The sequence below is a fragment of the Streptomyces sp. A2-16 genome (assembly GCF_018128905.1).
Classification (GTDB): domain Bacteria; phylum Actinomycetota; class Actinomycetes; order Streptomycetales; family Streptomycetaceae; genus Streptomyces.
On the sequence record NZ_CP063808.1, the window covers coordinates 522,289 to 542,279 of the forward strand.

Sequence of the window (19,991 nt, forward strand, 5' to 3'; positions counted from 1 at the left end):
TGCCGCGGGGCGGTAGCGGATTCCGGCAGCGGCCGGCGTCGGACGGCTGGCGGGAAACCGCCGTTGAGAGGGCGGAATTCCGCCAGAATTGGGCGGCGTGATGGGGCGCGGATCGCAGTCGGGGCTGCGGTTCGGACTGCTCGGGCCGCCGGTCCTCTACGACGGTCACGGCGGCGCGGGTGTACGGGTCGTCGGCAGCCGCAAGCAGCGGATCCTGCTGGCCGCGCTGCTTCTCGAAGCCGGCCGGGTGGTCTCCACCAAGTCCCTCAAGGAGGCGCTGTGGGGCAGCGCCCCGCCGGCCTCGGCGAAAGCCTCCCTGCACAACCACGTCTCCCGGCTGCGACGGCTGCTCGACGACCCCGAACGGCTGCAGGCGGTGGCCCCCGGCTATCTGCTGCGCGTCACGCCGGGCGAACTCGACGTCCAGGTGTTCGAGAGCCACGCCGCCCGGGCCCGCGGCGCGCACACCGCCGGGAACTGGACGGAGACCCTCCAGGCGTGCGCAGCGGCGCTCGCGCTGTGGCGGGGCGCGCCACTCAGCGGGGTCCCCTCGGAAGTCGCCGGATACGCCCTCGTCCAACGCCTGGAGGAGGCCCGGCTGCTCCTCCTGGAGTGGCACTACGACGCCGAACTCGCCCTCGCTCCGGTCCGTCCGGACGCCCTCGTGCCCGAACTCGCCGCGCTGGCCGCCGAGCACCCGCTGCGCGAGTCCTACCACCGCCAGCTGATGCTCGCCCTCCACCGCACCGGACGCCAGGCCGAGGCCCTCGCCGTCCACCGCGACCTGCGCACCCGCCTGGTCGAGGAACTCGGCGTGGAACCGGGCCCAGCGGTCCGCGAGGCACATGTCGAGGTGCTCCGCGGGGGAGTGGCCGCCGGGAGGGACGCCGGAAAAGCCGACGGCGGTCGGGTCGGCAGGGCTGCGAGCCGAGCCGACGGACCGGGACGACCGGGGACAGGCGACGGCGGTTGGGACAAGGAAGGTGACCGGGGCGCAGGCGTTGCCCCGGCAGACCCGACTGATCAACCGGCGTCCACCTCCAGCCACCACCTCCCGGCGGAGCCGGTGGACGGCGAGACCCGTCGAAGCACAGACGGCCGTGAAAGCGCTGCCGGTGACCGAGGCGCAGCCGGCGACCGCAGCGAAGGCGCTGATTCGTCCGACCCTGCTGATCCCTCGGCGTCCACCCCTCATCACCACCCCCCGACAGAGCCGCTGACAGCCACGTCCCTTCGCCGCGGCGAGGCTGAGCAGACCGGCGGGGAGGTCGCAACAGACCGCCCAGAACAGGCCGTCCGCGTCGGCGAGGACACCGAGGAGGGTCGGTCGGCGTCCGTCGGCGCGCTTCCCGCAGACGCTACGCGCGGAGACGCCCCGCCCGCTCTCCCCTCACCGCACCCCGAGGCCGATCCGTCGGCCCCTGGTCACCAGGCCCCCCTCGCCCTGCCCCGCCCCGCCCAACTTCCGCCACCCCCAGGGCACTTCACCGGCCGGGTCGCCACCCGCGAGGACCTCCGCCGTGCCCTCACCCCCAACGGCGGCCCGGCCGTCGGTGTCGTCAGTGGCATGGCCGGTGTCGGCAAGAGCGCGCTCGCGCTCCACGTGGCCCATGGCCTGCGGGAACGTTTCCCTGACGGTCAGCTCTACGTCAATCTGCAGGGCGCCTCCCCGGGCATGACCCCCCTCACCCCGGCCCAGGCCCTCGCCGCCCTGCTGCGCGACCTCGGCGCCGAACCGCGCAGCATCCCCGAACACCCGGACGCGGCAGCCGCGTTGCTGCGCTCGCTGCTCGCGCCCACCCGCACGCTCATGGTGCTGGACGACGCCGCGAGCGCCGCTCAGGTACGGCCGCTGCTGCCGGCCGGCGGCGGCTGTGCGGTGATCGTCACCAGCCGCTCCCCCCTGACCGCCCTCGACGACGCCCACCGCTTCCCGCTCTCCCCGCTCTCGGCCGAGGAGAGCGCGCAGTTGCTGCGCGCCGCGTCGGGCCGGGGCGGTCGGGACCACCGCCGAGACGCCCCCCGCACCGAATCCGACCGCACCGAATCCGACCCCGCCGGCCCCATCACCCCGGCCACCCCGGCCCCCTCGGACGCCGACCCCCGCCCCACGCCCGACACCGACCCCCGCCCCACCCCGGACGCCGCCACCTCCATAGACGCCACCCACCCCCTCATAGAACTCACCGGTCGCCTCCCGCTGGCCCTCCGCGTCGTGGCCGCCCGACTCGCCGCCCGGCACGCCCTCACCCCCGACGTCCTCGCCGACCAACTGGCCGCCGCCGAGGACCGGTTGCGGCACCTGGAGTACGACGACCTCTCCGTCCGCCGCTCCCTGGCCGTCGCGCACGACGCCCTCGCCGCCTCCGGTCGCAGGTCCGACCGCGACGCCGCCCTCACCCTGTGCCGCATCGGCGCCCTCGACCTGCCCTCCTACGGCGTCCCCCTGGTCGCCCGTCTCCTCGGCACCGACGGCTCCGACGAGACCCGCGCCGAGGACGCGCTGGACCGCCTCGTCGACGTGGCCCTCCTGGAGGAGACGGCGTACGGCCGCTACGCCCCGCACGGTCTGGTCCGCGACTTCGCGAGGGAACTCGCGGGCACCGGACACGCCCCCGACATCGCCCGCACCGCCCTGCGCTGGTACGCGGCCGTCGCCGAACGCGCCCTGACCGCGATCGTCGAACCCGGCCTCGACCTGGAGGACCGCCGCCGCCCCACCGCCGCGCAGCCGCCGGAGCACGCGGCCCATGTGCTGGCCATTCCACCCTTCCCCTCCTCCGAGAAGGCCTTCGCCTGGGGCGAGTCGGAGCTGGAGAACATCGTCGTCCTGGTCGAACGGCACACGGACACCCCCGACGAGCGCACCGCCGCTCATGTCTCCACCCTGCTGCGCCTGCTCTCGCCCTTCCTCCAGCGCAGCGGCCGGGTCGCCGAGACGGAGGTTCTCGGCCGGGCCGCGCTCACGGTGGCGCGGCGGCTCGGTGACGAGGAGGCCGAGGCGTGCGCCCTGGGCGACCTCGCGGGACTGCACTTCCTGACCGGCCGGCATCGCGACGCCCTGGTCCTCAACGACCGGGCGCTGACGATCTGGCGGCGACTGGGCAGGGACTCCTGGACCCGCCGCTGCCTCAACAACCGGGGCCTGCTGCTCGAGGGCCTGGGCCGGTACGCCGAGTCGGGGGAGGCGCTGCGGCAGAGCCTCGCCTACGCACGGCAGTTGAACGACCCCTTCGGCGAGGCCGTCACCCACAGCAACCTGGGCAACCTGTACGAGCACACCGACCCGCGGGCCGCCGTGGAGCAGCACCGCCGCTCGCTCGCGATCGGCGAGGAGACCGGCAGCCTGGTCGTCCGGTACTCGGCGCACTGCAACATCGGCTACGCCCACCTCACCCTCGGCGAACCGGCCGCCGCCCTGGCGCACTTCGAGGAGAGCCTGCGCATCCTCGGCAGCCCGGGCGACTGGCACGGCGAGTCGCAGAGCCGCCTCGGCCTGGTCCGTGCCCTGCGCCTGATCGGCCACGGCGAACGCGCCGCCGCCGAGTGCGCGGAACTCCTGCGCCGCGCGGACGCCCGCGCCGACCGCTACACCGGCGCCCTCGCCCGCCACCAGCACGGGCTCCTGCTGCGCGAGCGGGGCAGGGCCGAGGAGGCGTACGTGCAGTGGCGGGCCGCTCTCGACGCGCTGGACGGCACGGACGAGAAGACGGTGCTCCAGGAACTCATCGCACTGCTCGATGACTCCTGCCTCAGGTGATCACTGCTACCCGCCCACGGTGATCACTGGCCCCGGCCCGCGGTGATCACTGGCCCCGGCCTGCGGTGCTCACTGGCCCCGGCCCGCGATGCTCACTTCGCGTCCGCGTAGCACTCCACCACCGCCGTCGTGAACGGGAACCGCACCGGCGTCCGGCCGAACGTCAGCTGCCCGGCCAGGTCCGACGCCTCCCGGATCGCCGCCACGACCGCCTCCGCCTCCTCCTCGGGACAGTGCACGATCACCTCGTCGTGCTGGAAGAAGACCAGCTCGGCCGCCATCCCCGCGCAGGCCTGGCGCAGCGCGGCGAGCAGCAGCAGGGCCCAGTCGGCGGCGCTGCCCTGCACCACGAAGTTGCGGGCGAACCGGCCGCGGGCACGGGTGTTGGTGGAGGCGTACCCGGGCACCCAGCCGTCCTCGCCGGGAGCGGGTCGGCCGGCCGGGTCGTCCTGGGGGATGCCCGCCTCCTCCGCGTCACCCGCCCCGGCCGCCGGCGGGCAGGTCCGCCCGAGCCAGGTCCGCACCAGCCGGCCCTCCTCGCCCGCGCGGGCCGCGTCGTCGACGTACGCCACCGCCTTCGGGAAGCGGCGCCTGAGCGCGGCGAGGTTCTTGAGGCCGTCGCCCGAGGTCTGGCCGTAGACCGCGCCGAGCACGGCGAGCTTGGCCTGGGCGCGATCGCCGGAGAAGGCCCGGTCGGAGACGGACTGGTAGAGGTCGCCCTCGCGTCCCGCCACCTCCATGAGCCCCGGGTCGCGGGAGATCGCGGCCAGCACCCGCGGCTCCATCTGGTCGGCGTCCGCGACGACGAGCCGCCAGCCGGGGTCGGCGACCACCGCGCGCCGGATGACCTTGGGGATCTGAAGGGCCCCGCCACCGTTGGTGACCCATCTGCCCGTGACGGTCCCGCCCGCCAGGAACTCGGGCCTGAACCGGCCGTCCCGCACCCAGTCCTGGAGCCAGGACCAGCCGTGGGCGACCCAGATGCGGTACAGCTTCTTGTACTCGACCAGGGGTTTCACGGCCGGGTGGTCGAGGGACTCGATCTCCCACCGCCGGGTCGACTTCACCTTGATGCCGGCCTGCGCGAACGCCTTGATGACATCGGCGGGAAGATCGGGCCGCACCCGGCGCCCGAACGCCTCGGACACCTCGTCGGCCAGTTCGGCGAGGCGCCTGGGTTCGCCGCCGCCCGCGTACCGCTCGCCGAGCAGTTCGTGCAGCACCCGGCGGTGGGTCTCGGCGCTCCACGGCAGCCCGGCGCGGTTCATCTCGGCGGCCACCAGCATCCCCGCCGACTCGGCCGCGGTCAGCAGCCGCATGCGGTCGGGGTGCTGGGTGGTCTCGTGCCGTCGCAGCTGGTCGGCGTAGACCTCGACGAGGTCGGACAGCGGCAGATGGACGCTCTGCGGCTCGAACAGGGACGACTGCGACCCCGGCTCGGCGGCGCGCTGGGGCGGGTCGGGGGGTACGGGGCCGCCGCGCAGCCGGGCCAGGGCCGCGGCGGCCGAACGGGGCTCGCCGGAGCGCCCGGCGTGGCCGAGCAGGAGGGTCTCGGCGTCCTCGATGTCGTAGCACCGCTCCACCCGGACCCCCGCGGCGAGCAGGCGCGGATAGATTTCGGCGGTGGACCGCCACACCCACCGCGCCACCTCCGGCCGCCCCCGCACGGCCTCGGCCGGATCCCGCTCCCACCGCACCGGGCCGACGGGCAGCCCGTCAGGCCCGAGGGCGGCGACTTCCGCACCACCGTCCTCGGTCGGCGCGAGAGCCCAGCGGTCGGTCATGTCTGCGAGTCTGCCAGGCACCTCTGACAACGGACCTTCCGGACATCGACCGGTTCCCGGCAGCGGCGATCCGTCGTCGTCGGGCTACGGGTCCCAGCCGTCCGGGAACGGTGGGCGGACGCCCCTTCAGTCCCGTTCGCCCTGCTCCGCCCGCGCCTTCGCACAGGCCTCCAGCTCCTTGGCGAGGGCGCTCTCCACCGGCTCCTTCTCGACGCCGAGGCCCGACAGGACCCCCGTGCCGTGTTCGAACTCCAGGAGGGCCAGCAGGATGTGCTCGGTGCCGATGTAGTTGTGGCCCAGGCGGAGCGCCTCGCGGAAGGTGAGCTCCAGGACCTTCTTGGCGTCGGAGCCGTAGGGCACGAGCTCGGGGGCGTCCTCGACGGCGGGCGGGAGCGCGTCGGTCGCGGCCCGGCGGACGGCGTCGAGGGTGACCCCCTGCGCGACGATCGCCTTGGCGGCGAGGCCCTCCGGTTCGGCCAGCAGGCCCAGGACGAGGTGCTCGGGACGGCCCTCGGCGTTGCGGGCGGTGATGGCCGCGCTGTGGGCCGACATCACCACGTGGCGCGCCCGCGGGGTGTAGCGGCTGAAGCCCTGGTCGGCGGAGAGGTCCGCCGACTCCTTCGGCACGAACCGCTTCTGCGCCGCCTGCCGGGTGACGCCCATGCTCCTGCCGATGTCCGTCCAGGACGCGCCCGAACGCCGGGCCTGGTCCACGAAGTGGCCGATCAGATGGTCGGCCACCTCCCCGAGGTGATCGGCGGCGATCACCGCGTCCTGAAGCTGGTCGAGGGGCTCGACGTGGACCTTCTTGATGGCCGTGATGAGGTCGTCGAGCCGTACGGATGACGTGATGTCGGGGTTCGTCATGATGTCAACCCTAGGTTGACAAGCAAGGGGTGTCAACCCAGGGTTGCCTCCCCGTGAACCGGGTCAGGAACGCCACGTCGGCGACCGATTTTCGTGCAGTGAGACGATCGCCCTGTGAGCAGCAGGGGCGGCGGCAAACGCGGGAACACGAGCGGCGGCGAGCGCGGCAACTGGAACGACGGCACGACGGGCGGCACGAGCGGCACGGGCGGCGACCGTGCCGGCGACGCGACCCGCATCGTCGACCGCGCCTTCGAGGCCGCCCTCTACGCGCAGGACGACACCGCGCTGGACACCGGTGCCTCCCTGCTCGCCTCCGACCCCGCCACGGACGCGGAACTGGCCCGGCGCGGCGCCGAGTTCGTGGCCCAGGCCTGGCGGCGCGGCTGGCAGCCCGCCGACGTCGTACGGATCGTGCGACGCGAACTGGACGACGCCCATGTCCGGCTCACCGCGGCCCTGATCCGCGCACAGGCCCCGGACGACCGCCCGCGCGGCCCCCGCTGGACCGCCCAGCTCGCCCAGCTGGAGGAGCCCGACGAGAACACCCCGCGCCCCGACCGCTTCACGCACGCCACCGCCGTACTGGAGCTGTACCGCCTGCTGCTGCGCCTGCCCGCGCTGGAACCGCTGGAGGATGCCCGGCAGGACCACAAGGGACACGGGGAGCACAGGGAGCACAGGGGCGACACCCGCATGCTCGGCCGTATCCGCGCCCTGCTCGCCAAGGCGGAGGCGACCGGCTACCCGGAGGAGGCGGAGGCGCTCACCGCCAAGGCGCAGGAGCTGATGGCCCGGCACAGCGTCGACGAGGCGCTGCTCGACGCCCAGGCACCCGCGAAGGACGCTCCCGGGGCCTGCCGGATCGGGGTCGAGCCGCCGTACGAGCAGGCGAAGGCGGTGCTCCTCGACGCGGTCGCCACGGCCAATCACTGCCGGGCCGTGTGGAACGAACCGTTCGCCTTCTCCACGGTCGTCGGCTTCGAGGGCGACCTGGAGGCGGTCGAGCTGCTGTACACCTCGCTGCTCGTGCAGGCGCAGTCCGCGATGGCGAAGGCGGAGGCGGCCCAGCGGGCGGGTGGCCGCAAGCGCACCAAGACCTTCCGGCAGTCCTTCCTCGCGGCCTACGCCCACCGCGTCGGCGACCGCCTGCGCACCGCCGCCGAGGCTCCGGTGACCGCAGACCTGCTGCCGGTGCTGGCTTCTCGCGAGGTCGCTGTCACCGACCGCATGGACCGGATGTTCCCGCGGACCACCACGACCCGGCTGCGCGGAGTCAATGACGAGGCGGGCTGGACCGAGGGCGCCCGGGCGGCCGACCGGGCGCAGGTCGGCAACAAGCCCCGGCTCAGTCCCCGGCCTGAGTGAAGGCGCCGACGGAGGCGGTCGGGTCGCCGGCGTTGTCGCCCTTGCCCTGCACCGGCCCGTACGACCACTTGAAGCTCTTCTGCGTGTCCGCTCCCGGCAGCCCGATCTCCAGCGTCTTCACCTCGAGGCTCGCCTTGGCGCCGGCCTCGCCGCGCGTGTACGTGAGCGTGAAGGTGGCGGCCGTGCCCTTGGCCAGGGTCAGCTTCGCGGACTTCGCGCCCGCTTCGGGCGAGAGGCTCGCCGTGGAGTCCGCGGCGTTCAGGTCGACGGCGGGGAAGCCGTCCAGCGTGCAGTCGGCGCTCTGGTTGGTGAGCGTGACGGGGATGTTGCCGGTGTCCCCGGCGGCGGGAGCCACGTTGGCGGGTCCGACCTCCACGTCCATGTCACCGATCCGGCAGGTGGTGCCGTTGCTCGGGCTCGCGGCGGCGCTGTCGCCGCCGGAGCCGGAGCCGTCGCTGTCACTGGAGCAGCCGGTCAGGAGCAGGGCCGCGGCGAAGGCGGTGACGGCGAGAGGGGCGGCGCGCATGTGAAGTCCTCTGATGTGAGCGATCCGGTGCATGGATCATCACGCATGACGGGACACCACGGTTGCCCGCCCCCACCGACGCCCTCGGCCTCGGCACCCCTCACCACGGCATCCCGCGCGCCAGGAGGCCTGCCCTAGGAACCAGGGCTCGCCGTAGCCAGCCCGCTCGGCAGTCGGCCGCCCTCGGCCCGCCTGTAGGTCTCGGTGCCGATCCCGCCCGTCCACCTCACCTTGAGCGTGGTCTTGCCCACCGACACCACGGTCCCGTCGGCCCGGTCCGTGCTGCCGTCGGTGCACTTCAGGCGGATCGTTTCCGCGTTCGCGCTGCCGCTGCACACCGTGCCGCCGGTGACGAAGAGCCCGGCCTGGTCGCCGTTGACCAGGAGCGCCACCGCCTTGCCGCCGGTGGTGGCCAGCCAGCTGCCCGCCACCTCGCCGGACGCCGAGGACGACGTACCGCCGGAGCCCCCACCGGTGCCACCGGACGCGGAGGCCGTTGCCGAGGAGGACACGGAGGTGCTGGAGCTCGGGGACGCGCCGTCGTCCGAGTCCCCGCCGCTGCACGCGGTCAGGGCGAGCGCGCCCACCAGCCCCACGGCCGCGAGCCCCGCCCGCCGACCCGACACGGTGCCCGACGCGGTGCGCGAGAAGATCGCCGAAGTCACTGGAAGCTCCCAAGCTGTAGCGGTCCCAGACGATCGCAGCAAGCTACCAGCACCGCCCGTGAGAACTACCAGGACGATTTGCGGACACCTGGCAGATATCCCGCGTGCGCCTGCTCCCGCAGCCCCACCCGGGACAGTCCGAAGGCCCGGAAGTAGCCGCGCGGCCGCCCGTCCACCTGGTCGCGGTTGCGCACGCGCGTGGCGCTCGCGTCCCGCGGCTGCCGCCGCAACTCCTCCTGTGCGGCGAGCCGTTCGGCGTCCGTGGAGGAGGGCCGGCGGATGATCTCCTTCAGTTCGGCCCGCCGTGCGGCGTACCGCGCGACGATCTCCTGACGCTTCTCGTTCTTCGCGATCTTGCTCTTCTTCGCCATACCGGTGCTCCCCTCAGATCCGCACACCGCGCGCGCGGACCCGCGCCACGGCAGCCTCGACGCCGATCGAGTCGACGGTCCTGATGCCCTTCGTGCTCAGCCGCAGCCGTACGTACCGGCCCTCGCTCGGCAGCCAGTAGCGCTTGGACTGGATGTTGGGGTCGAAGCGGCGCGAGGTGCGCCGGTGGGAACGGGAGATGCGGTTGCCGAAGCCGGGCCGGGCGCCGGTCAGCATGCAGTGGGCGGACACGGGTGATGCACCTCTCTCGAAGCGGTTATGTAAATGGAATTCATTTTCAGTAAGATAGCAGCATGGCACGCAACGAACTCCGTCCGGTCATCAAGCTCCGGTCCACCGCCGGGACCGGCTTCACCTATGTGACCCGCAAGAACCGCCGCAACGACCCGGACCGCATGACCCTGCGGAAGTACGACCCGGTCGCCGGCCGCCACGTCGACTTCCGAGAGGAGCGCTGATCCTCGTGCGCCAGGGCATCCACCCCGCCTACGGCCTCGTCGTCTTCCGCGACCGGGCCGCGAACCACGCCTTCCTGACCCGCTCGACGATGACGAGCGAGAAGACGGTCGAGTGGGAGGACGGAAACACCTACCCGGTCGTCGACGTCGAGATCTCGAACGTCAGCCATCCCTTCTACACGGGCACCGCGCGCGTGCTGGACACGGCGGGCCGCGTGGAGCGCTTCGAGCGCCGGTACGGAAAGAAGGGCTGATGCTCTCCGTCGTGATCGTCGGCGGGCTGCACGCCGACGCCCGCAAGGCCGCCGTGGACCAGCTGCTCGCTGAGGTGCCGGGCAGCGTCGTCCTCCACCACGACCTGGCTACGGCCGCGGCCGGCACCGTCGTACGGACGATCCGCGACGCCACCGGCATCCTGTCCGCGGGCGAGACACCCCTGGTCAACGACTGCGCCTGCTGCGCACTGCGGGAGGACCTGGTCCCGGAGCTGCGCCGCCTGGACGCGGCCGGCACGCTCCGGCTCGCGGTCGTCGAGCTGTGGGACTCCGTCGAGCCCAAGGCGATGGCCGAGGTGGTCGCGGCCGGCGGCCTCACCGTCACCGGCGTGATCACCGCGGTCGATCCGGCCCTCGTGCTGCCGTACCTCGGCAACGGCGACGACCTCGCCGAGCGCGGCCTCGCCGCCGCGGCCACCGACCAGCGCACGGTCGCCGACACCTTCGCCCGCCAGCTGGAGTACGCCCCCGTCCTCGCCGTCCTCGACTCCCCGGAGGCCGACGAGGAGGACCGCGAACTCCTCGCCCAACTCCACCCGACGGCCCGCCAGGTCCCCATCGGGGAGGACGGTCGACCCGCGGGACACCCCACGGACCGGCCCGCGGATCACCCCACGGACCGGCCCACCGGGCAGCCCGCAGACCGGCCCGCCGACTGGTTCACGGAGCGGTCCGCGGACGGCTTCGGGGTCCGGCCCGACGGCTTCGGGGCCCGGCCCACGGACGCGGCGGGCACCCGCTATCCGGTACGGCCCTCCGCGCGGTCGGCGCTCGCCCGGGCCGCTCTCGCCGGTTTCGACGTGGAGTCCGCGGCCGCCGCCCAGCACCCGGCGTGCGCGCTGCTGCCCGCCGAGGCCGACGCGCACGGCGTCGCCACGCTGGTCTGGCACCGCCGCCGCCCCTTCCACCCCGAGCGGCTCTACGAGGCCCTGGAGGACATCACCTGCGCGGCCGCGCGCAGCAGGGGCCGGTTCTGGCTCGCCGACAAGCCGGACGTGCTCCTGCACTGGGACGCGGCCGGCGGCGCCCTGTGCGTGGAGAGCGTGGGCCCCTGGCTGGCGTCCCTCCCGGACGCGGCCTGGGACATGGTTCCGCCGGTGCGCCGGGCCGCCGCCGCGATGGACTGGCATCCCGAGCACGGCGACTGCTGCCAGCACCTCGTCTTCACCTCGCCCGGCCTCGACCGCGACGGACTCGAACGGCTCCTGGAGTCCTGCCTGTTGACGGACGCCGAGTACGCCGCCGGGCGCGACGCCTGGAAACAACTCCCGCCTGCCTTCGACACCCTCCTGGAGGTCTGACCCCGCATGCCCCGCAAACCCGAGCGCAAGCCCGCCAAGAACCGCCCCAACCCGCTGGACGTGGCCGGCATCACCTACATCGACTACAAGGACACCGACCTGCTGCGGAAGTTCATCTCGGACCGCGGCAAGATCCGCAGCCGCCGGGTCACCCGCGTCACGGCCCAGCAGCAGCGACAGCTGTCCCGTGCCATCAAGAACGCCCGTGAGATGGCACTGCTTCCCTACTCCAGCAGGTGAGGCCCTATAGGTAGGAGATTCCCTACGATTGACGCGTAGGGAATCTCCTACCTATTCTCGTGCCATGACCATCACGCACGCCTCCTTCGTCACCCTGCCCGTCTCCGACCAGGACCGCGCCCTGCGCTTCTACACCGACGTCCTCGGCCTGACCGTCACCGCCGACCGCGATCTGCCCCAGGGGCGCTGGCTCCAGGTCGCCCCGGAGGGCGCGCAGACCGTCTTCACGCTCTCCGGCCCGGGCATGGGCGGCTTCGAGCCCGGCTCGGCCCGGGGGATCATGTTGGTCACGACCGACGTCGACGCGGACTGCGCACGGCTCACGGAGGCCGGGACCCCCGTACAGGGACCGGACGAGCTGCCGTGGGGTCGCATGGCCTCCTTCACGGACCCCGACGGCAATGGTCTGATGCTGCTGACGGAGGCACACCAGTAGGAAGGCCGGCATGACCGCACCAGGAGCCGTCGAGCACGGGACCGCCGAGGCCGACGCGGACCGCGTCTTCGCCGCGCTCGCGAGCGCCGTGCGCCGCGAGGTGCTGCGCCTGCTGCGCGACGGCGGGCCGCAGCCCGTCCAGGCCCTGGCGGACCACTTCGACATGCGCCGCCCGAGCCTGTCCGAGCATCTGAAGGTGCTGCGCGAGGCCGGCCTCGTCTCCGAGCAGCGCTCCGGGCGGCAGCGCATCTACCGGCTGGAGGCCGCCCCGCTCGCCGAGGTGCAGGACTGGCTCCACCCGTACGAGCGGTTCTGGCGCGGCCGGCTGAAGGACCTCGGGGCGCTGCTCGACCGCATGCCCGACGATGACGTGACATGAGCAACGCACCGGACGAGGACCTCACGGTCATCCGCGTCGACCAGTACTTCCCGCACCCGCCCGCCAAGGTCTGGCGCGCCCTCACCGAGCCCGAGCTGCTCGTGCAGTGGCAGATGCAGGGGGCTGAGGCCTTCCGGCTCGAGGTCGGACACCGGTACACCATGACCTCCGTCCCGCGGCCCAACTCGAACTTCTCCGGCACCGTCGACGTGGAGGTTCTCGCCTTCGAGCCGCAGCGGATGCTCAGTCTGCGCTGGACCGATTCCGATCCGGCCAACTCCGCGGACTGGACCGTCACATGGAAGGTGGAACAGGAAGGGCGCGGTACGCGTCTCTTCCTAGTGCACGAGGGATTCGATCCAGACGACCCCGCTCAGCTGATGGCCCGGACGATCATGGACGGGGGCTGGCGGACGCATGTGATGCGGGCTCTGGGGCACACGATGGAACGTATCTAGTGCCCCACACGTCACATCTGTAACCATGGGAACACCCCGCGTGCACGTGCATCTGCTCATGCATCTGCACGTGAACAGAGCTATGATCCGGAACAGTTGACCACTGCATCATTGGCCACAAGGCCACCGCACCACCGGGGAGCGACCTGTGGACCTCGACGTGTACAACGGCATGACGGCCACGGCTCTGCACGGGGTGGCCTGGCAGAAGAGTCGGCACAGCAACTCGCAGGGTTCCTGCGTGGAGTTCGCGCGCCTGCCCGACGGGGGAGTTGCGGTTCGCAACTCCCGCTTCCCGGACGGCCCGGCGCTCGTCTACACGCGCGCGGAGATCGAGGCGATGCTCCTCGGCATCAAGGACGGCGAGTTCGACCACCTGATTGCGGGCTGAACCCGGGTCACCTGAGGGTGACCCGGGGTAACCGTCCTCGTGCACGGTGTGACGCGCGTAGAAAAATGGCCTCGCAAAACGCCGCGGTGCGTCACTCGGCGGAAGTGGCGGCCGGGCCCGGGTGCGGCTGCAGCCTGAACAGCGCCCAGACCACCTTGCCGCCCAGTGTCCCCGCCATCGGGTGCCACCCCCAGCTGTCGCTGAAGGAGTCGACGAGGAACAGTCCACGCCCCGACTCCGCCGAGAAGTCGTCGGAATCGCGCGCGACCGGACTGTCCTGGCTGGGGTCGCGCACCGCGCACACCAGTCGCTCGGTCCACCGCATCAGGTGCAGACGCACGGGCGGATTGTGCTCCCCGGCGTGCACGCTGTTCGCCGGCATCGCGTGCCGGAGCGCGTTGGTGACCAGCTCGGAGACCACGAGACAGATGTCGTCGAAGTGGTCGCCCAGCTCCCACTGGTCGAGCGTTCTGCGGGTGAACCTCCGTGCGTCGCCCACCGCTTCGTAGCGGGCGGGCAGGGAACAGGAGGCGGCGTCGGACACGGCCGCGGGATCCAGCGGCGGAAGGCCCTGCCGTAACGGCTCGAGCATGGTCGATCCATTCATCCCCATGCGAGGCACTCCCGGGAACTCGCGGTCGTTGCGATGCAGCGGTTGCGCGGGACCATGGTTTCGGATGAGCGATGCAGATGCAAGGTGCAGATGCACGTGCACGTGACCGAATTGGTGGCACCCGTACCGCTTGTTGGCCATTTTTTCCGCCATCTTCTCCCCTCTTTCTTGCCTCTCCCTCCCCTCTGGCTGTCTCGGCCCTGTGCAGAATCTTTGGCTTCTTTCCATATCTGTAATCGGACGAGTACTGCTCGGAGTGTTTTAGTGGCAGACTTCGGCCCCTGAAGACGTTGGGGAGGCTGGCGAACGTGAGCGCGGGAGAGCCCGGATCGGTGGTGCGGCGGATGCTGCTCGGCTCGCAACTCAGGCGGCTGCGTGAGGCACGGGGCATCACGCGTGAGGCGGCGGGCTACTCGATCCGCGCGTCCGAGTCGAAGATCAGCCGGATGGAGTTGGGCCGGGTGAGCTTCAAGACGCGTGACGTGGAAGACCTGTTGACGCTGTACGGCATCACGGACGAGCAGGAGCGGGCCTCGCTCCTCTCCCTCGCCCGCGAGGCCAACGTCGCGGGCTGGTGGCACAGTTACTCCGACGTCCTGCCGACCTGGTTCCCCACCTATGTGGGCCTGGAGGGCGCGGCCTCCCTCATCCGCGTCTACGAGGTCCAGTTCATCCACGGCCTGTTGCAGACCGAGGCGTATGCACGTGCAGTGGTGCGGCGTGGCATGAAGGGCGCGAGCGAGGCGGACGTGGAGAAGCGGGTGGCGCTGCGCCTGGAGCGGCAGAAGCACCTCGCCGACCCGGGCGGGCCCGAGTTCCACGTGGTGCTCGACGAGGCGTCCCTGCGCCGGCCGTACGGCGACCGCGAGGTGATGCGCGGTCAGCTCCAGCACCTCATCGAGATCTCCGAACGCCCCAACGTCCGGCTGCAGATCATGCCGTTCGGCTTCGGCGGGCACTCCGGCGAGAGCGGCGCCTTCACGATCCTCAGCTTCACCGAGTCCGACCTGACCGACGTCGTCTACCTGGAGCAGCTCACCAGCGCGCTCTATCTCGACAAGCGCGAGGACGTCACGCAGTACGAGAAGGCGCTCAAGGAGCTCCAGCAGGACAGTCCGGGCCCGGACGAGAGCCGGGATCTGCTGCGCGGCCTGCTCCAGCTCTCCTGAGCGCGCGGACGAGGCGGGGACGAGCGCGCGGACGGGTGCACGGAATCTCCACCGGCATTCCTAGGGTTCTCCCCAGAAGATTGCTCAGCGTGCCCAACTGGCGTGTCGCGCAAGTACGATGACGTGTGATCAGACCGTGACGTTGATCGTGTGTCTGCTAGTGATTTGGGGATCACATGTCGTCGTACTTCACCGACCTGGCCCAGCAGTACATCGACGGTGAGTGGCGCCCGGGCACAGGCTCCTGGGACATCATCGACTTCAACCCGTACGACGACGAGAAGCTGACGTCGATCACGATAGCCACGGTCGACGAGGTCGACGAGGCGTACCAGGCCGCCGCCCGCGCGCAGAAGAAGTGGGCCGAGACCAACCCCTACGCCCGCCGTGCGGTGTTCGAGAAGGCGCTCCGGCTGATCGAGGAGCGCGAGGGGGAGATCGCCGAGGCGATCATCGCGGAGCTCGGCGGCACCCGTCTGAAGGCCGGGTTCGAACTCCACCTCGCCAAGGAGTTCCTGCGCGAGGCGATCAACCTGTCGCTGCGCCCCGAGGGCAAGATCATCCCCTCGCCGGTGGACGGCAAGGAGAACCGCGTCTACCGCGTGCCGGTCGGTGTCGTGGGCGTGATCAGCCCCTTCAACTTCCCCTTCCTGCTGTCGATCAAGTCGGTCGCCCCCGCGCTCGCGCTCGGCAACGCCGTCGTCCTCAAGCCGCACCAGAACACGCCGATCGTCGGCGGCTCCCTGGTCGCGAAGATCTTCGAGGACGCGGGCCTGCCCGGCGGTCTGCTCAACGTCGTCATCACCGACATCGCGGAGATCGGCGACGCGTTCCTGGAGCACCCGATCCCGAAGGTCATCTCCTTCACCGGCTCCGACAAGGTCGGCCGGCACGTGGCCACCGTCTGTGCCTCGCACTTCAAGCGCTCGGTCCTCGAACTGGGCGGCAACAGCGCCCTCGTGGTCCTCGACGACGCCGACATCGACTACGCGGTCGACGCCGCCGTCTTCAGCCGGTACGTCCACCAGGGTCAGGTCTGCATGGCGGCCAACCGCGTCCTGGTGGACCGTACGGTCGCCGAGGAGTTCACCGAGAAGTTCGTCGCCAAGGTGAGGACCCTGAAGGCCGGCGACCCGCGCGACCCCGAGACGGTCATCGGCCCGGTCATCAACTCCTCGCAGGCGGACGCCATCTCGGGCGCCGTCGAGCAGGCGATCGCCGACGGCGCGACCGCCCTGGTGCACGGCACCACCACGGACAACCTGGTCGAGCCCTCGGTCCTGACCGACCTCCCCGCGAACTCGCCCCTGCTCAGGCAGGAGCTCTTCGGCCCGGTCGCCCTCCTCGTCACCTTCGACGGCGAGGAGGAGGCCGTCCGCCTGGTCAACGACACCCCCTACGGCCTCAGCGGCGCCGTCCACACCGCGGACATCGAGCGCGGTGTCGCCTTCGCCAAGCAGATCGACACCGGGATGTTCCACGTCAACGACGGCACCGTCCACGACGAGCCGATCGTGCCCTTCGGCGGCGAGAAGCGCTCCGGCATCGGCCGTCTGAACGGCGAGACGATGCTGGACTCCTTCACCACCACCAAGTGGATCTCGGTCCAGCACGGCCGGAGCCGCTTCCCGTTCTGATTTCCTGAGCACGACGGCCGCCACGGGCCCTTGAGGACCGTACCTGTCCTCAAGGGCCCGTAGCTTGATGGGTGTCGGGGGGAAGGCCCCCGAGCCCGACGAAAGGCGACGGTCATGGTCACTCACGTTCCCTCGGAGGAGTACGGCGACGAGCGTGGGGCGCTGCTGTCCTTCCTGGAGGAGCAGCGCGGCGGAATCCGGCGCTCGCTGCTCGGGCTGACCGACGAGCAGGCCGCCGCCAAGCCCAGCGCGAGCGAGCTCTCCCTGGGCGGGCTGCTCAAGCACGTCGCCGAGGTGGAGCAGAGCTGGATCGCCCGGGCCAAGGGCGAGAAGCCGGCCGTGGAGCGGGAGGCGTCCAACTGGCACGAGTGCTTCGCCCTGGTCGGCGACGAGACCGTCGCGTCGCAGCTGGCGTACTGGGAGAAGGTCGCCGCCGAGACGGAGGCGTTCGCCCGCTCGGTGCCGAGCCTCGACGAGACCTTCCCGCTCCCGGACCAGCCCTGGTTCCCGCCCGAGGGCCGGGTCTCCGTGCGCTGGGTGCTGCTGCACCTGATCCGGGAGACGGCGCGTCACGCCGGGCACGCCGACATCATCCGCGAGTCCCTCGACGGGAAGACGGCGTTCGAGCTGGTTGCCCTGGCCGGACAGTGACGTCCTAACCTGGACCGCATGTCAGCGATCCGTCTTCTCGTGCTCGGCGCGGTGCGCCAGCACGGGCGGGCCCACGGCTACCAGGTGCGCAACGACCTGGAGTACTGGGGCGCGCACGAGTGGTCCAACGCCAAGCCCGGCTCGATCTACCACGCCCTGAAGCAGATGGCGAAGCAAGGGCTGCTGCACGCGCACGAGATCGCCCCCTCCACGGCCGGCGGTCCGCCGCGGACCGAGTACGAGATCACGGACACGGGCACCGAGGAGTTCCTCCGGCTGGTGCGTGAGGCGCTGACCTCCTACGACCAGAAGATGGACATCAAGTCGGCGGCCATCGGCTTCATGGTCGACCTGCCGCGCGCGGAGGCGGTGTCGCTGCTCAAGGAGCGCATCCGGCGCATCGAGGAGTGGCGCTCCGCCGTCACCGAGCACTATGTGCCCGAGGAGGGGCCGCAGCAGCTCGGGCACATCGGCGAGATCATGAAGCTCTGGATCCACACGGCCGACGCCGAGGCCGAGTGGACCCAGGGACTCATCGCCCGGATCGAGGACGGGGCGTACTCCTTCGCGGGAGAGGGCGACCCGTTCGTCGGCGTTCTCACCGAGGGTGAGGAGAACCCGTACGCCACCGGTGAACGGCATCCCGAGGACGCTCGCTAATCAAGTTTGACTAACCTCATCGGCGGGGTTACTTTGGGAAGGTAGTCAAGTTTGACTACAGTGTTGATCCTGGAGGGGGTCCGATGACCGAGGTGATCGTCGCGGAAGGCCTGCGCAAACGGTACGGCGACAAGGCGGCCCTGGACGGGCTCGACCTCGCGGTCACGCGCGGCAGCGTCCTCGGCGTGCTGGGGCCGAACGGAGCGGGCAAGACGACCCTGGTCCGCGTCCTGTCCACCCTGCTGCGCCCGGACGAGGGCCGCGCCCGGGTGGCGGGCCACGACGTGGAGCGCGAAGCCTACGAGGTACGGCTGCGCATCGGTCTGCTCGGCCAGCACGCGGCCCTCGACGAGGAGCTCGGCGGCCGCCAGAACCTGGAGATGTTCGGCCGCCTCCACCACCTGGGCGCCCGCCACGCGCGCGTGCGTGCCGGCGAACTCCTGGAGCGCTTCGGCCTGGCCGACACCGGCCGCAAACCGGTCCGCGCCTACAGCGGCGGCATGCGGCGCCGGCTCGACCTCGCCGCCTCCCTGATCCGCGACCCGGAGGTGCTGTTCCTGGACGAACCCACCACCGGCCTCGACCCGCGTGGCCGCGCCGAGGTGTGGGCCGCGGTCCGCTCCCTGGTCGGCGGTGGGACGACGGTGCTGCTGACCACGCAGTACCTGGAGGAGGCCGACCAGCTCGCCGACCGCATCTGTCTCGTGGACGGGGGACGGGTCGTCGCCGACGGCACGGCGGACGAGCTGAAGAGGCGCACCGGCGGCGACCGCGTCGACGTGGTCCTGCGCGACGCCGGTCAACTGGGCGCGGCGGTGGCCCTGTTGCCGCTCGACGCCGCCACCGTCTCGGTCGACCCCGACCGCCGGCTGCTCAGCGCGCCGGTCACCGACCGGATGGCGGCGCTCTCCGGTGTCGTACGGGCCCTGGAGGCGGCCGGGATCGAGGCGGAGGACGTGGTCCTGCGCCGGCCCACGCTGGACGAGGTCTTCCTGCACCTCACCGGCGACGAGAACCGAGTGAAGGAGGCCGTGTGAGCACGTACGCGCTGACCGATTCGTGGACCATGACCCGGCGCGAACTCGCCCACTGGGCACGGCAGCCGGTGCGGGTCGTCGTCGGGCTGGTCTTCCCCGTGATGCTGCTCCTGATGTTCGGCTACCTCGTCGGCGGCGGCCGGGGCGTCGAGGGGGAGTACGTCGACTATCTGGTCCCGGGGATGCTCGCGCTGACCATGGCGTTCGGTCTCGAGGCGACGATGATCGCCGTCACCCAGGACCTCAACAAAGGGGTGATCGACCGGTTCCGGTCCATGCCGATGGCCAACGGGGCGGTCCTGGTGGGGCGTTCGGCCGCCGACATGCTCCAGTCCGTGCTGAGCCTGGCCGCGATGATCGGCGTCGGGTACGCGATCGGCTGGCGGGTGCACGGAGGCGTCACCGGACTCCTGGCGGCGGTCGGCCTGCTGCTGCTCTTCCGGTTCGCCATGCTCTGGATCGGCATCCATCTGGCGATGGTCGCCGGGAAGCCGGAGATGGTGCAGGCCGTGCAGATCCTGGTCTGGCCGGTGGGCTTCCTGTCCAACGCGTTCGCGACCCCCGACTCCATGCCCGGCTGGCTGGCCACGGTCGTCGAGTGGAACCCGATGTCCCAGACCGCGACAGCCGTCCGGGACCAGCTGGGCGGCCCCGGCGGCGAACCGGGGCACCTGTGGGCCGCCGTCGCCTGGCCGCTGGTCCTCCTGGCGGTGTTCTTCCCCCTGGCGGTACGGAGGTTCGCCCGCCTGAGCCGCTAGAACCGGCCCCGGCTGGCCGTCGGTGAGGCGCCGCGTCCGCCGACGGAGCCCCACGCGCGGGTGCCGCACGGCCGGCCCGCCCGCCCGCAGCCGACCGGCCCCGGTCGCGCCGTCGTCGTCCGCCGTGCGGCGGACCGCGTCGCGGCCGAGGCGGTCCGCCGGGCAGGC

At 71.8% G+C, this 19,991-nt stretch carries 23 protein-coding genes; 16 read left to right on the plus strand and 7 right to left on the minus strand.

Annotation, left to right across the window (positions count from 1 at the left end; all coding sequences use genetic code 11):
• Positions 1 to 100 precede the first annotated feature (100 nt).
• Positions 101 to 3,760 (plus strand): BTAD domain-containing putative transcriptional regulator, encoded by a 3,660-nt coding sequence (locus IOD14_RS44140; protein ID WP_249126239.1) that lies wholly within the window; start codon positions 101 to 103, stop codon positions 3,758 to 3,760.
• Between the two features lie 92 nt (positions 3,761 to 3,852).
• Here the strand turns inward: IOD14_RS44140 and IOD14_RS02475 are convergent, their stop codons facing one another.
• Together IOD14_RS02475 and IOD14_RS02480 are read right to left on the minus strand one after the other, a co-directional pair.
• Entirely contained in the window at positions 3,853 to 5,544 is a 1,692-nt protein-coding gene (locus IOD14_RS02475; RefSeq protein ID WP_212669559.1) for a bifunctional 3'-5' exonuclease/DNA polymerase, read from the minus strand.
• A 126-nt stretch (positions 5,545 to 5,670) separates the two neighbouring features.
• Positions 5,671 to 6,414 (minus strand): Clp protease N-terminal domain-containing protein, encoded by a 744-nt coding sequence (locus IOD14_RS02480; RefSeq protein WP_212673186.1) that lies wholly within the window; start codon positions 6,412 to 6,414, stop codon positions 5,671 to 5,673.
• A gap of 234 nt (positions 6,415 to 6,648) precedes the next feature.
• Between IOD14_RS02480 and IOD14_RS02485 the strand changes: the two genes are divergently transcribed.
• On the plus strand, positions 6,649 to 7,779 hold the full coding sequence (locus IOD14_RS02485; RefSeq protein ID WP_123992799.1) for a DUF2786 domain-containing protein: 1,131 nt from the start codon (positions 6,649 to 6,651) through the stop codon (positions 7,777 to 7,779).
• Here IOD14_RS02485 and IOD14_RS02490 read toward each other — a convergent pair.
• The 4 genes from IOD14_RS02490 to rpmB form a co-directional block, all read right to left on the minus strand.
• The gene (locus tag IOD14_RS02490) at positions 7,760 to 8,305 is read right to left on the minus strand and encodes a DUF4232 domain-containing protein (protein ID WP_123990815.1); all 546 of its coding nucleotides are present in this window, start codon (positions 8,303 to 8,305) and stop codon (positions 7,760 to 7,762) included. The two genes, IOD14_RS02485 and IOD14_RS02490, sit on opposite strands and share 20 nt — an antisense overlap.
• A gap of 134 nt (positions 8,306 to 8,439) precedes the next feature.
• On the minus strand, positions 8,440 to 8,970 hold the full coding sequence (locus IOD14_RS02495; RefSeq protein ID WP_123990816.1) for a hypothetical protein: 531 nt from the start codon (positions 8,968 to 8,970) through the stop codon (positions 8,440 to 8,442).
• 65 nt (positions 8,971 to 9,035) lie between these two features.
• Positions 9,036 to 9,341: a 30S ribosomal protein S14 gene (rpsN, locus tag IOD14_RS02500; RefSeq protein ID WP_123990817.1), complete on the minus strand. Its 306-nt coding sequence runs from the start codon at positions 9,339 to 9,341 to the stop codon at positions 9,036 to 9,038.
• Positions 9,342 to 9,354: 13 nt separating this feature from the next.
• Entirely contained in the window at positions 9,355 to 9,591 is a 237-nt protein-coding gene (gene rpmB, locus IOD14_RS02505) for a 50S ribosomal protein L28 (RefSeq protein ID WP_123990818.1), read from the minus strand.
• A gap of 62 nt (positions 9,592 to 9,653) precedes the next feature.
• Here rpmB and rpmG point away from each other — a divergent pair, with 62 nt between their 5' ends.
• The 8 genes from rpmG (at position 9,654) to IOD14_RS02545 (ending at position 13,298) form a co-directional block, all read left to right on the plus strand.
• The gene (gene rpmG, locus IOD14_RS02510; RefSeq protein ID WP_015658813.1) at positions 9,654 to 9,818 is read left to right on the plus strand and encodes a 50S ribosomal protein L33; all 165 of its coding nucleotides are present in this window, start codon (positions 9,654 to 9,656) and stop codon (positions 9,816 to 9,818) included.
• Between the two features lie 5 nt (positions 9,819 to 9,823).
• The gene (locus tag IOD14_RS02515) at positions 9,824 to 10,072 is read left to right on the plus strand and encodes a type B 50S ribosomal protein L31 (protein ID WP_123990819.1); all 249 of its coding nucleotides are present in this window, start codon (positions 9,824 to 9,826) and stop codon (positions 10,070 to 10,072) included.
• Complete coding sequence (locus IOD14_RS02520; protein WP_123990820.1) at positions 10,072 to 11,394, plus strand: GTP-binding protein; 1,323 nt, start codon at positions 10,072 to 10,074, stop codon at positions 11,392 to 11,394. The genes IOD14_RS02515 and IOD14_RS02520 overlap by 1 nt, the downstream gene beginning before the upstream one ends.
• A 6-nt stretch (positions 11,395 to 11,400) precedes the next feature.
• Complete coding sequence (gene rpsR / locus IOD14_RS02525) at positions 11,401 to 11,634, plus strand: 30S ribosomal protein S18 (RefSeq protein ID WP_123990821.1); 234 nt, start codon at positions 11,401 to 11,403, stop codon at positions 11,632 to 11,634.
• Positions 11,635 to 11,698: 64 nt separating this feature from the next.
• Positions 11,699 to 12,070: a VOC family protein gene (locus IOD14_RS02530; RefSeq protein WP_057612401.1), complete on the plus strand. Its 372-nt coding sequence runs from the start codon at positions 11,699 to 11,701 to the stop codon at positions 12,068 to 12,070.
• Positions 12,071 to 12,080: 10 nt separating this feature from the next.
• Positions 12,081 to 12,449: a metalloregulator ArsR/SmtB family transcription factor gene (locus tag IOD14_RS02535; protein ID WP_123990822.1), complete on the plus strand. Its 369-nt coding sequence runs from the start codon at positions 12,081 to 12,083 to the stop codon at positions 12,447 to 12,449.
• Positions 12,446 to 12,907, plus strand: coding sequence for an SRPBCC domain-containing protein (locus IOD14_RS02540; RefSeq protein WP_123990823.1), 462 nt, complete (start codon positions 12,446 to 12,448; stop codon positions 12,905 to 12,907). The genes IOD14_RS02535 and IOD14_RS02540 overlap by 4 nt, the downstream gene beginning before the upstream one ends.
• Positions 12,908 to 13,055: 148 nt before the next feature.
• Complete coding sequence (locus IOD14_RS02545; protein WP_123990825.1) at positions 13,056 to 13,298, plus strand: DUF397 domain-containing protein; 243 nt, start codon at positions 13,056 to 13,058, stop codon at positions 13,296 to 13,298.
• Positions 13,299 to 13,389: 91 nt separating this feature from the next.
• Here IOD14_RS02545 and IOD14_RS02550 read toward each other — a convergent pair whose 3' ends face one another.
• Positions 13,390 to 13,890: an ATP-binding protein gene (locus IOD14_RS02550; RefSeq protein ID WP_123990826.1), complete on the minus strand. Its 501-nt coding sequence runs from the start codon at positions 13,888 to 13,890 to the stop codon at positions 13,390 to 13,392.
• A 365-nt stretch (positions 13,891 to 14,255) separates the two neighbouring features.
• On the opposite strand from IOD14_RS02550, the gene IOD14_RS02555 reads away from it, so the two are divergent.
• The 6 genes from IOD14_RS02555 to IOD14_RS02580 all read left to right on the plus strand — a co-directional run bounded on the left by IOD14_RS02555 (position 14,256) and on the right by IOD14_RS02580 (position 19,823).
• Positions 14,256 to 15,080 carry a helix-turn-helix transcriptional regulator gene (locus IOD14_RS02555; RefSeq protein ID WP_123992800.1) on the plus strand — a complete coding sequence of 275 codons (825 nt, stop codon included), beginning with the start codon at positions 14,256 to 14,258 and terminating at the stop codon, positions 15,078 to 15,080.
• Between the two features lie 176 nt (positions 15,081 to 15,256).
• Entirely contained in the window at positions 15,257 to 16,717 is a 1,461-nt protein-coding gene (locus IOD14_RS02560; RefSeq protein WP_123990827.1) for an aldehyde dehydrogenase family protein, read from the plus strand.
• 114 nt (positions 16,718 to 16,831) lie between these two features.
• Positions 16,832 to 17,368: a DinB family protein gene (locus IOD14_RS02565; RefSeq protein ID WP_212669560.1), complete on the plus strand. Its 537-nt coding sequence runs from the start codon at positions 16,832 to 16,834 to the stop codon at positions 17,366 to 17,368.
• Between the two features lie 18 nt (positions 17,369 to 17,386).
• On the plus strand, positions 17,387 to 18,028 hold the full coding sequence (locus IOD14_RS02570) for a PadR family transcriptional regulator (RefSeq protein WP_123990829.1): 642 nt from the start codon (positions 17,387 to 17,389) through the stop codon (positions 18,026 to 18,028).
• A gap of 83 nt (positions 18,029 to 18,111) precedes the next feature.
• The gene (locus IOD14_RS02575) at positions 18,112 to 19,065 is read left to right on the plus strand and encodes an ATP-binding cassette domain-containing protein (RefSeq protein ID WP_123990830.1); all 954 of its coding nucleotides are present in this window, start codon (positions 18,112 to 18,114) and stop codon (positions 19,063 to 19,065) included.
• Positions 19,062 to 19,823, plus strand: coding sequence for an ABC transporter permease (locus IOD14_RS02580; RefSeq protein WP_174269196.1), 762 nt, complete (start codon positions 19,062 to 19,064; stop codon positions 19,821 to 19,823). Before IOD14_RS02575 ends, IOD14_RS02580 begins: the two co-directional genes overlap by 4 nt.
• The last annotated feature ends 168 nt before the right edge of the window (positions 19,824 to 19,991 follow it).